7 protein-coding genes and 2 pseudogenes are annotated in these 10610 nt (G+C 68.7%); 4 read left to right on the top strand and 5 right to left on the bottom strand.

Going from position 1 to position 10610, the window contains the following annotated elements; translation table 11 throughout:
• Positions 1-401: hypothetical protein (locus tag ACFV9H_RS14740; RefSeq protein WP_385397655.1), on the top strand; the 401-nt coding region annotated here is incomplete at its 5' end.
• A gap of 110 nt (positions 402-511) precedes the next feature.
• Here the strand turns inward: ACFV9H_RS14740 and ACFV9H_RS14735 are convergent.
• Both ACFV9H_RS14735 and ACFV9H_RS14730 read right to left on the bottom strand, forming a co-directional pair.
• The gene (locus tag ACFV9H_RS14735; RefSeq protein WP_385397653.1) at positions 512-1123 is read right to left on the bottom strand and encodes a hypothetical protein; all 612 of its coding nucleotides are present in this window, start codon (positions 1121-1123) and stop codon (positions 512-514) included.
• A 136-nt stretch (positions 1124-1259) separates the two neighbouring features.
• Positions 1260-2840 carry an ISL3 family transposase gene (locus ACFV9H_RS14730; RefSeq protein ID WP_385397651.1) on the bottom strand — a complete coding sequence of 527 codons (1581 nt, stop codon included), beginning with the start codon at positions 2838-2840 and terminating at the stop codon, positions 1260-1262.
• Positions 2841-2976: 136 nt separating this feature from the next.
• On the opposite strand from ACFV9H_RS14730, the gene ACFV9H_RS14725 reads away from it, so the two are divergent.
• A complete protein-coding gene (locus ACFV9H_RS14725) occupies positions 2977-4599 on the top strand; it encodes an XRE family transcriptional regulator (RefSeq protein WP_385397649.1) in 1623 nt (540 codons plus the stop codon).
• 847 nt (positions 4600-5446) lie between these two features.
• A pseudogene (locus tag ACFV9H_RS14720) lies at positions 5447-5650 on the top strand (transposase); the annotation flags it as partial.
• 54 nt (positions 5651-5704) lie between these two features.
• Here the strand turns inward: ACFV9H_RS14720 and ACFV9H_RS14715 are convergent.
• From ACFV9H_RS14715 to ACFV9H_RS14705, 3 genes are all read right to left on the bottom strand, one after another.
• Positions 5705-6325: an SMI1/KNR4 family protein gene (locus tag ACFV9H_RS14715; RefSeq protein ID WP_385397647.1), complete on the bottom strand. Its 621-nt coding sequence runs from the start codon at positions 6323-6325 to the stop codon at positions 5705-5707.
• A 210-nt stretch (positions 6326-6535) separates the two neighbouring features.
• Entirely contained in the window at positions 6536-7459 is a 924-nt protein-coding gene (locus ACFV9H_RS14710) for a tyrosine-type recombinase/integrase (RefSeq protein WP_385397645.1), read from the bottom strand.
• 1246 nt (positions 7460-8705) lie between these two features.
• The gene (locus ACFV9H_RS14705; protein WP_385397643.1) at positions 8706-9776 is read right to left on the bottom strand and encodes a tyrosine-type recombinase/integrase; all 1071 of its coding nucleotides are present in this window, start codon (positions 9774-9776) and stop codon (positions 8706-8708) included.
• Positions 9777-9850: 74 nt separating this feature from the next.
• Here ACFV9H_RS14705 and ACFV9H_RS14700 point away from each other — a divergent pair.
• Positions 9851-10458, top strand: a pseudogene (locus tag ACFV9H_RS14700) (IS5 family transposase); the annotation flags it as partial.
• Between the last annotated feature and the right edge of the window lie 152 nt (positions 10459-10610).

Raw genomic sequence — 10610 nt, 5'->3', positions numbered from 1 at the left:
CGTCAGGAACAAGATCAGCACGCACCCCGGACACCCTGCCGACCAAGATCGCCGAGCACAAGACCCGCGACTCAACTCATTCTGAAACGATCAGTAAGTGGGAGAGCGACGAAAGCGCAGCTCGTTCTCGCTACACCCAGGACATGCAGGCAGAACGCCGCGTTCTGCGCGAGGCCCTACGCTCAGACCTGCCCGCCGCCCACATGGGCTTGGGCGTGACCGTCATCGCCTTGATCGTCGTCGCCAGTTTTTCCGGCCCTCGATGGACCCTGGTCATCTCTGGCGCCTTCACGGCCTGGTTCCTTCTTGCACTGGCAGTGATTCACATCGGGAGCGGCCGCGGCCGGGATGCCCTCCGCCGGGCCTACATCGCCACGTTCGGCTGGGGCAACTGGATCTAAACGTCCTTCGCCGCGAGCCCCTCCGCCGGAGCCGGACGATAAACGTCAAGCTAAAGCCGCCGAGGGCAAATACCGCCCGATGAGGACCGGGCGTTGGACGTTGCGGCAGTTCAGGCCACGGGGCCGGTGAGGTCGAAGTCGCGGACGCGGGTGACGAACTCGTGGAGGGCGGCAGCGTCCTCGGCGGAGGGAGCGCCGGCTCCGCGGCCAGGGCTGGCCTCGACGGCGCGCTCCAGGTCGACGACGCCTGTGGCGAAGGCCTCCAGCGCTTCGTTCCCGGTGCCGCGGTCCGCCGCCTGCCTCGCGTGGACGAGAAGCGAGTCGGAGAACGAGGGATCTACGACGTAGTGCCGCAGGCGCGCGCTGTGCGGCTCCAGCTCGTCCAGCCATCGGCGGACGATCGCGGCGAGACGGGCCTCCCGCCGGGAGTCCGTCCAGAGGCGTACGCACCCACCGGCAACGAACGCGACGGAGAGGGCGATGGAGACGGGGACGGCCCACTCGAACGGAGTGGGCGCGTCGACAGCGGCGAAGAAGACGACGGCGACGGTGACTACCACCCACAGCAGGCCCACCGCGGCCAGTTCCCGAGCCTGAACAGCCATGGGGCGCCTGACCTTGAGGAAGCGCGGCACGACGACCCTGGCCCCGGCCATCACGGGAACGGCCACGACCAGCGGAGCGATCGAGGCGGCGAAACCGTCGGGCGGTAGGAGTGTCATGGTCCCAGAGGATAGGGGGAGGCAGTGACAGGGTGGCCGTCGGCGCGGGGCGTGCGCGACCGGGCTCGCCCCTCGCACCGACCGGGTGTCGGCGTACACGTGAACGTGGCTCTGGCAAGATTTCCGTAGGCGGAGATCAACTCGGTGAGATGGTCGGCCGGTCGGCATAGCGTCGTCGGAGGTGGGCGATCAGGACGACGCGGTGTCTGAGGAGACGGACGCCGGCGCGTCCGGCCATGATGCGTTTCTGCAGCTTGACGTCGGTGATGCGGCCTTCGTTGACCCCGGAGTTGTAGGGGGTGGTGATGCCCTGGGCGACGGCATCTCGGTCTTCGCGCAGGGCTTTGGCAAGGCCGGTCAGCGGTGCGAGTCCGGTGTTCGCGAGGTCGTCCAGCCACTCGGGCAGGGATGTCGCGTCGCGGTTGTCGAGCATGGCTGCGAACCGGCGGACCAGGTCGTGGGCGGTCTTGAGTGCAGGGCAGTGGTCGAGGAGGCGAGGCAGGCGGTCGTTGATGTGCGGGCTGCGCCGGTGCGGGTGGGTGGTGATCCATCGGGCGGCTTCGCGTGGAGAGGGCGGTCGCTCGCGCGGCTCGTCGATGGGCAGGCCCTGCCTGAGGGGTGCGACGGCCATTTTCACGCGCTGGTAGTGGCCGAGGTAACCCTTGATCTGCAGTTCTTCGTGCAGGACCTTCGCGCTGTGCTCTCCCTCGTCCCAGCGTTGCTGCAGGTAGTCGAGGTAGGGATCGAGGGTGGAGAACTTGCGTGGAGGGCGCCGCACGACCTCCTGCCAGGTGCGGGCTCGGGCGTACTTTCTGACGGTTCGGCGGTTCAGGCCGAGCTCCCGGGCCACGGAGCTGTGGCTCCGACCAGAACGGGTCAAGGCCTGAACGGCTTCGAAAAGCCTTCGGGCGTGGCGCTCGGCTCGCGTGTCCGCGGTGGTGCTCTCGACGGCTTCCTCGACCCGGGCAGAAGCTCCATCGCCGATCGCAGGCAGTGCTGCGGGCAAGCAGCCGCGGTGGGCCGAGGCGATGTCCTGGACTCGGCGGGAGAGGCCCTGCCAAAGGTGAAAACGGTCGCTGACCTGCACGGCATCCGGGGCGCCGGCGGTGATCCCCTGCCGGTAGGCGAGGGAGCCGTCGCGGCAGGCAACCTCAACACCTGGGTGTTCACGGAGCCAGCGGCCGAGCCGTTCCGCGTCGCGTCCTTCCCAGAGGGTGATCGGAAGCCGGGTGGTGGCGTCGACCAGGAGAGTTCCGTAGGTGTCGCCGTAGAGCGCGAAGTCGTCCACCCCCAGCACCCGGGGCGTGACCAGTGGCGGAAGCGGCACCCGCATCAGCTGGGACAGGACCGCGACCCGCGAGAGCCTGATGTTCAGGATCCGAAGCATCCGGGAGCCGCCCCGCCCGGCCAGCACCACCCCGACGTCCTCCACCAGGCCTTGCAGTCGTGGCGTCCGCCGCTGGTAGCGCACGGTCAGCCCCGGCACTTGCTCCGCGAAGGTCACCTTCAGGCACGTCGTGTTCTCGCAGTACAGACGGCGTACGGACAAGTCGATGAGTAGAGGCCGGCCCGCGAGCGTGACGTCGGAAAGGCGCCGTGCATAGCGGCTGTGGCACCACGTGCTGAGCTGTCCGCATCCCGTACATCCCACTGGAACACCGGATGTCGTGCGGGCCCGGACCGCCACCACAGCATCAGAGACCTGTACTGAGACCACAAGCACATCAGACAACTGCGGTAACAGACTGACCAGTTCAACAGGGCACAGTCACAGGCTGCCCGCCGCGCCGGAGGGGAGACCATCTCACCGAGTTGATCTCCGCCTACGAAAATCTTGCCAGAGCCACGTTCACTTGTACGCCGACACCCGCCGGATCACGGTCCGCGCCACCGACCACCGGCCCGTCACCTGCGACCGCTGCTACCGCGGCCCCATCGACGAGTGTGTCGTCTGCGGCCGACGCCGCCACGGGGTCCGGGTCAGCCAGCGGGGATGGGCTTTCCACTGCCGCTCCTGCCAGCCCCGACCGTCCCGTCGTTGTGACGACTGCGGCGCGATCAGACAGGTCAAGGCGATCTGGCCGCTCGGAACCCTCTGCGGCACCTGCCACCAGCGGCGCAAGCGCAACCCCGAACCGTGCTCGCAGTGCAGCACCACCCGCGTCCTGGCCGGCCGCACCCCGGACGGCCACGGCCTCTGCGGGCCTTGCGCCGGCCGGCCGGACATCGACTTTGCCTGTCGTCGATGCGGCTTCCCCGGCGACATCTACGCCGACAGCAACTGCACCCGCTGTGTCGTCACCGATCAGGTTCACGACCTCCTCAGCGTCGAAGACGGCACGATCGCCCCACAACTCCTCCCGCTCGCCGAAGCCCTCATCGCGGTTGAGAACGCCTGGTCGATCCTCGACTGGCTGCGACGGGAGAACTCCGGGGCGAAGACCCTGCCCCAACTCGCCACCCGTCAGGACGAGATCACCCACGACGTCCTGGACTCGCTGCCGCAGGACGCGGTCACCCGCTACGTCCGCGCGGTCCTGGTTGCCACCGCCGTCCTGCCCCGTCGGCAGGAGCACTTCGCCCAGCTGGAACTCTGGCTCGACAGCGTGCTGGAACAACTTCCGACGCACCAGGCCCGGATCATTCGCCCATTCGCCGAGTGGCACGTCGTTCGCGATGCCCGGCGGCGCGCGGAGCGAGGCCGCTACACAGCCGGCTCCGCGTCCGCCGACCGCACCGACGTCCGCGTCGCCATCGAGTTCCTCACCTGGCTCGATGACCACCAGCTTGACCTCGCCACCGTCGCTCAGGAGGACCTCGACCTCTGGCTCACCGCCCATCCCACCCGGCGCCGGGGCCTTTCCTCCTTCATCCGCTGGACGGTCGCGCGCCGCCTCACCGCGAAGCTCTCCGTCCCTCCCAAGCGCAACAGCCTGCCCGCGAACTTCCTCACCGAGGACGAGTACGACAAACAGCTCCGCCGTTGCCTCAACGACGACACGCTGCCGGTCGAAGTACGCATCGTCGGCGCCCTGGTCCGGCTCTATGCCCTGCCCATCACCCGCATCCTCGAGCTGACCACCGACCGGTTCCACCGCGAGGAGGACGGCGCCTACTTCACATTCGACCGGAACCCCGTCCTGCTGCCCCCCAAGCTCGCCCACCTGATCGAGCAACAGATCACCCGGCCTCGCCACACTTCCATGCTCCGCCGGGCCTCGGACGCCGGCCTTCTGCTGCCTGGTCGGCCACCCACCAAGCCTCGAAGCGCCTCCAGCGTCACCAACCTGATGAAGCAGCACGGCCTCCCCGTCCTCGCCGCCCGCAACACGGCCATGCTCGAAGCGGTGAGCGAGCTGCCGCCCATCGTCGTCAGCGACCTGTTCGGCGTCTCCGCCAGCAACGCTCACACCTGGGCCGGCTTCGCACAGGACAGCTGGACCGACTACCTCGCGGCCTGCCAGGAGGACGGATAAGCCCGAGCTCGATCCGTGGGCCTCGTCCGGCCCGGCCACTTCAGATTTCGATGCGTCGTTGCCACCACGGCAGGTGCTGTGGAGCGAACGGGTCGTTGACTGTTCTACGGAGGATGCGGGCGTCGACGGGGGCCAGCGCGGCTCGCAGTTCTCGTCGGCCCCGGGACCGCAGGTTCCAGGCCGCCACTTCGAGCAGCGTGCGGATATGCCCGGTTGGAACATCCGAATACCCGTAGTGCCGCTCTTCAGCACTACGGGGTCGGCCGGCCCGCAGAGCCCAGCGCCGGAACGCGAGTGCGACATCGCCCCTTGGCAAGCCCCGTCCGCGCTCGAATGTGGCGATCTGTCGGTTTGCTGACGCAGACAGTCCCGGTATGACGGTTCGTCTGTCGTGCCTGGTGCCCCGAAGCGGCAGTTGGGACCTGATCTCGCCCGGTGTTCGGCGAGGCATGTGGACTTCCTGAAGATGCCGGTGCTGGCAGGTCCCTGAACGCTAGCCGAGCCCTCAACCATGATCAAGGTCCCACCTGAAGGCAGAGGCTCGAAGGTGCGCTTGTTCCGACCCGTATAGCGCAGGGTCGAAACACTGCCTGTTCCCCAGTCGAGCTCCAAGCCTACGAGGTCGCGGTCATCCGCGAGAAGCTCACCGAGATCCGCCGGTTCATCACCGGCGTCGTCGCCCCGCACGCGGCCCTGCAGCCCAAGGGCCGGTGGATCCGGCACCTGAACACCCAGCTCAACTCCGTCGAGTCCACCCTCGATGTGATCGCCGACTACATCGACGCATGATCCCGGTGGGGGTCGGCCGCGAAGCGGCCGGCCCCCACCCCCGTGAAGGGAGTGGACGTTGGCCCGGCACCGCTGCTACCCCTCGGACACCTACGACGACGAGTGGGCATTGATCGAACCACTCCTGCCGATCCCGGCCTGCGAGACCCCTCGCGGCGGGCGGCCGGAGAAACACCCGCGGCGCGAGATCGTGGACGCAATTCGGTACGTCGTCGACACCGGCTGCAAGTGGAGGGCCCTGCCCAAGGACTATCCGCCCTTTCTGTGGAATCTGTGGTGTCAAGTTCCCACGGCGGCTGAAGCCGCCGTGCCGTGCTCAGCGGGGGAACATGTCGGCGTAGGGGTCCAGTTCGTTAGTGAAGGGGTCCCGGCCGGCTTTCCATCGGATCTGCTGCTCGCGCCAGTGAACAAATCCTGGAGAGGCCTTGCCCCAGAGCGAGGCGTCGCTCAGGGGGCACGTGGCGAGGTCAGCGGTGAAGATCCGCAAGAGGAATCGGGCCATGCCGCAGTCGAACAGGGTCCAGCGCTCGGGGGTGTGCCGACCGCAGACCAGGACCGGCCAGTGGTCGGGGTTCGGGTCAGTGGTGAGCCAGCAGAGGAGATCAGGTCCGGATGTCTGGCCCCAGGGGAGGATGTGAGCCGGGTCGAGGTCGGGGCGCCATTGGGCCGGGGTGTGCTCCCACGTCGAGCGGGCGCCCAAGATCTCGTCCTCAATGGCGCCGGGGTCCCATTGGATGCCGTCCTGATGCAGAGGAAGGAGGACATTGAGCAGGTCGTCGATGCCTCCACCGCCGTAGAGCGACATGAACGCCTTGTAGTCGGTGGGCAGTCGGCAGCTCAGTCGCTCCTCAACCGAGGACCAGTCCAGGGCCTCGTCAATGCCGAAGGTCGGGGCCATGACCTGGGTCAGTGCTGCAATATCCGGATGCTCAGTCATGGGCCTCCCCTTCCAGTCGGTTGGCTCAACCTAGCGGCTTGGGCGGACAGCACGGCTGGCGGGTGCTCTCTTGGGCCCGCGCATCGATCGCAAGGAACGGTAGTAGTACAGCGCCAGGAGGCAGGCCGAGCTCGCGCGGGGTGGGCCCGGCTGGCGTCGGGACGTCGGCAAGCCGCTCAAGCAGCCGGTCGAGGGCAGCTTGGCCGTTGTCTACGGCGGCGCGTTCGTCGTCGGTGAGCGGGATGGCGGCGAGCATCTTCTGCAGGTTCTCCTTGGCCTCCAGGAGCTGGCCCTTGCTGGAGCCTTGGGGGTGTAGAAGTCGCAGCGTGCGCAGGCCATGCGGTGCTGGCAATGCTCGAAGAACGTGTAAGTGCACCAGCCGTGGCTGAGGTCGTAGTACTGCCAGGGGGCGCCGTTCGCGGCGGCGCCGGACGTGACGGCGTCGCGGTCGACGAGGACTTCGACGGTGCGGACGTTGCGGGCGAAGTAGCCAGCGTCGTTGTAGGCCCGGGCGAGCGTGTTCGGGGTGATCTTCGCGTAGTGGGCGGTGGCTTCGGGAGTCCGGTGTCCGAGCCACTCCTGGAGCTCGAACAGGGTCATGGGCTCTTTGGCGTTGTAGAGCTGGCTGGCGATGGTGGAGCGGGCTCGGTGGCTGGTGATGTTGCCGCGGACGTCGGCGGTGGGGACGCCGGCCTTGCGGCAGAGCATCGGGATGATCGTGCCGTTGATGTAGTGCTTGGAGACCCGGCGAGCGCGGAAGGCGAACAGGAAGTCCACGCGCTCGTTGGTCTTCGGGTCGAGGATGGCGGGCTGGTCGGGGCGGACAGCCCGCCAGGCCTCGATCGCCTGCCCCAGCAGCGGGTCAACCGGCTTGGTGAACGCGGTGCCGGTCTTGTGGGTGGGGACGTCGAGCAGGCAGACAGCGTCCCGGGCCAGGACCTCGCCGGAGTCGCCGGGGATGGGCAGGCCGTCGTGCTGCCAACGGATGCACCCGACCCGGAGCCGGGCGACTTCGTCGCTGCGCTGTCCAGCGGGAACAGCCAGGTTAGGGTGATGGCCCGGATCAGCTCGGCCGGGTAGGTTCGGCCGTCCGCGGTCGGTAGGTCGCCGGACTCGACGTTCAGCCCGGCCCACAACAGCTTGGCCCAGATGTCGTCCGCGATCACGCGCGGGTCGGGACCCATGAGGGCCTGGACGCTGCGGGGCGTCCTCAGCGCGTGGGCCGGGTTGAACCGTTGCGGGATCCACTCCCATTCGTGCAGGTCACGGAAGAACGCGCGGGGCACTTTCAAGTAGCCGGACTTCGCCTGCGGGGTGAGCGGCTTGCCGATGCGGCCCTGCGACCGCATGCCCGCCGTCCACTGGGAGTAGTCGCCGACCGTCGTGCGGTCGACCGCGGCGACCCAGGACGCGCAGGTCTGGCGAGTCCAGAGCTCCGGCCCGGTGACCTCTGGATGTTCGGCGGCCGGCCAGCGTCCGATCTTCGCGAGGACACTGCGGTAGCTGCTGCGGACGCCTGGCGTCAGCGTCGAAGTCGCGTGCCAGCGCTCAACCCAGTTGGCCCAGTTGCCCGTTGTACCCTCGATCGCCGTGGGCCCGGGGCCGTGCGGGGGCCGCGGCGGCGGATCGGCGTGGCCGAGAGCAGCAACGGCGCGGTGGATCCCGTGGAGGTCGCTGGCCCACTCGCTCTCCTGCATGGCAGCCGACGCGCGGACCGCGTCCGGGGCCCGAGTGGACAGAGCCTCCAGCCGGGGACTGCGGTTCAGCAGCAGGATCTGGCAGACCGCCGAGGTGAGCCGGCTGGGACGGCGCTGGTAGCCCCAGTCGCCGAGGACCGCAAGAACCTTCCCGACCGCGGCGTCGACCGCGCTCTCGCCGAAGACCCGGTGGGCGAGAGTGGGCCGCTGGAAGCGTCCGACCTGCTCGAACGCGGTAAAGCCGCCGAGGAGGTAGGCGTAGGCGATCACGAACGGGCGGGCGTTCGGGCCGATCTGACCGCCCCACCGACGTCGGAAGTCGGCCCCGGACCGGTCGATCAGGTCGGCCCAGTCCTGGTCGGACCAGCCCCAGTAGCTGCGGCCGAGTTCACCACAGCGGACCAGGACAAGGCCGGCCGCGTCGCGGGCGAACCGTCGTTGGTGGCCGGTGCCTGGAGCCCAGCGGAGGCAGTCCCGGGCGTGGGCCAGCGGCTCGACCAACCGCCTCGGGGCTGCCGCCGGCGTCAGTCCCAGGCGTCTGACCTGCTCGATCCCCAGGGCACCGAGCGCCTTCGACTCGGCATGGGTCAGCAGGGCTCGCCGGTCGTAGCGGGCGAGGTCAAGCGGCCATATCCAGTCCGCTGCATCCGCGCTGCCCGCGGACAACGCCGGGGTCGTCGCCGTCAACGGTTCACCCCGCCCGGATGGCCGGCGCGGGTGAGCATGTCGATGCGCCAGGAGTGGATCTGCTGCATGCCACGGTTCAGCTTCTCCGCGAGGTCCCGTCCGGACAGGTGGATGTAGGTCATGGTCGAGTCGGCGTGGCGGTGTCCGGCGAAGGTCGCGATGGCATGCAGTTCCCAGCCCATCCTGGCCAGGTCGGTCAGGCAGAGGTGGCGGGTTGTGTGGGTCGAGAAGCGCGGCAGATCGGCGGCCAGGGCGACGCGGCGGACCACCTTCGACCAGGTCCACAGGCTCAGCGGCTGACCGTGGTTGCGGCGCGACTCCGACAGGAACAGCGGGCCGCGGGCCCGACTGATCGTCGCCCTGTGCGCGAGGTAGCCGGACAGCAGCACGCCCGTCGGCGCGGAGTACGGGACCACGCGCTCGCGGCGGGTCTTCGTCGTCTCCGCCCTGATCCGAAGCGTTCGGTGGGCTGGATCGACGTCGTCGGTCCGCAGGGAGCACAGTTCCTCGCGTCGCAGAGCGGCGTCGTAGGCCAGGGCGAGCATCACCCGGTTCCGTGCCGACTCCTCGCGTACGACGTCCAGCAGGTCGAGCCACTGCTGTTCGCTGGGGATCCACGGCAGCTTCACCAGGCGCGGCACCAGGCCGCGTTCGTGGCTGCCGAACTTCCGGCCTGGCGTGTAGCGGCCTCGGCCGACCGGGTTCGACTCCCGCAGCCCTTCCTCGATCAGGTAGTCGTAGAACAGGCGGACCGGCACCAACCGCTGCTGCAAGGTCGCGTTCGCCAGACCCACCCCGGAGTCCAGCGCGACCACGTTCGCTCCACGGCGGCTCGGCCGCGTGGACAGGTCCTTCACGAACGCGGCCACGTGCAGCCGGCCCGCCGTGATCGGATCGACGTCCTCCCGCTCGCAGATCAGCAGGTACTCGGCCAGACCTCGCGCGTAGGCGTCGATCGTCCGCGGAGCCCGCCCGAGGTCCGTCCACACCCGCAGCCACTCGGCCGCCCGCTCATGGCGGCTCAGGACCGGCCATTTCTCCTCCAACACCACCGCGCTGCCCAACACGCCTCCTCAGCCCATGGGGACGCCGCAGGATACGAGACGCATCCTGCGGCACGTGATTCCACGTAACTGATAGGCGAACCTGCTACAACTTCATGGCCCGCTGGGCCGCCGCCGGAGTGATCGGGCAGATCCGAGACCAGCTCCGCAAGCGCGTCCGCCGGGACATGGGCCGCTCCCCTGGAGCGGTCGCCACCATCATCGACTCGCAGTCCGTCAAGGCCGCCGAGACCGTCGGCAAGGACTCGCGCGGCTACGACGCGGCGAAGAAAATCAACGGCCGCAAGCGCCACCTGGTGGTCGACACCAAAGGCCTGCCGCTGTTCGTCATGGTCACCCCGGCCGACATGACCGACCGCGACGCGGCCAAGGAAGTCCTGTTCAGACTGCGGCTCATGCACCCCGAGATCACGATCGTCTGGGCCGATTCCGCCTACGCCGGACAGCTCGTCGACTGGGCGCAGAAGCACCTGAACCTGACGCTGAAGACCGTCAGCCGGCCGAAGAACGCGGTCGGGTTCGTCGTCCTGCCCCGCCGCTGGGTGGTCGAGAGGTCGCTGGCCTGGGTCATGCACGCCCGCAGACACGCCCGCGACTACGAACGCCTCATCCAGCACTCCGAATCACTGATCACCTGGGCCGCGATCACCCTCATGACCAGGCGCATCACCCGCCGACAGTCCCGCCGGGCAAGCCAGCCGGAATCCCGCGAACACACCCGAGACTGACCCGTTCACCGCCGCCAACCGAACCCAGTCTCGGCCTGCTTCTGCACTCTGACACGGTGACCCTCCGACCGATCGGCATCCGCCCGGACCTCACCAGAACGAGCGACGC

This window comes from Streptomyces sp. NPDC059874, assembly GCF_042731135.1.
Taxonomy (GTDB): domain Bacteria; phylum Actinomycetota; class Actinomycetes; order Streptomycetales; family Streptomycetaceae; genus Streptomyces.
This window is presented reverse-complemented; position numbering and strand designations above follow the sequence as displayed.